The sequence below is a fragment of the Xenorhabdus sp. Sc-CR9 genome (genome assembly GCF_963897815.1).
Lineage (GTDB): Bacteria > Pseudomonadota > Gammaproteobacteria > Enterobacterales > Enterobacteriaceae > Xenorhabdus.
Genome location: NZ_CAWQTY010000125.1, coordinates 1 through 402, shown reverse-complemented (window position 1 = coordinate 402; position 402 = coordinate 1). Strand labels below are relative to the sequence as shown.

Annotated in this window: 1 protein-coding gene; it reads left to right on the top strand. The window is 51.2% G+C overall.

Features of this window, described 5'->3' with window-relative positions; all coding sequences use genetic code 11:
* Nucleotides 1-9: 9 nt before the first annotated feature.
* Entirely contained in the window at nt 10-270 is a 261-nt protein-coding gene (locus AACQ81_RS06175; RefSeq protein ID WP_237388425.1) for a type II toxin-antitoxin system RelB/DinJ family antitoxin, read from the top strand.
* The last annotated feature ends 132 nt before the right edge of the window (nt 271-402 follow it).

Here is a 402-nt window from a genome sequence, read left to right as displayed (position 1 = left end):
GTAACAAAAATGGCTAATCATCTGGTCCAAACTCGTATCGACGGGGCAATCAAAGAAGAAGCGGCTGCCGTTCTCAACGCGATGGGGCTTACGGTATCTGATGCCGTCCGCCTGATGCTAACGCGAGTAGCACGGGAAAAGGCGCTACCATTCGAACCATTAGTACCAAACGAAACGACTATTGCGGCCATGCGTGAGGCTCGTGCAGGAAATGTAACTAAGGCGGCTGACCTCAAAACTCTGTTTAGTGATCTCAATGCGGACGACTGAATACCCCAGCCAATTCAAGCGCGACTATAAGCGTGAGAAGAAGGGACGGTATCGCGCAACACTTGATGCCGACCTTCAATCTGTTTTATCTGCGCTGTTAGCCGACATTCCACTTGAACCACGACACCGCGA

Excerpts from the sequence above, each read along its gene's own strand:
- AACQ81_RS06175 (WP_237388425.1), top strand. The coding sequence starts at position 10 with ATGGCTAATCATCTGGTCCAAACTCGTATCGACGGGGCAATCAAAGAA.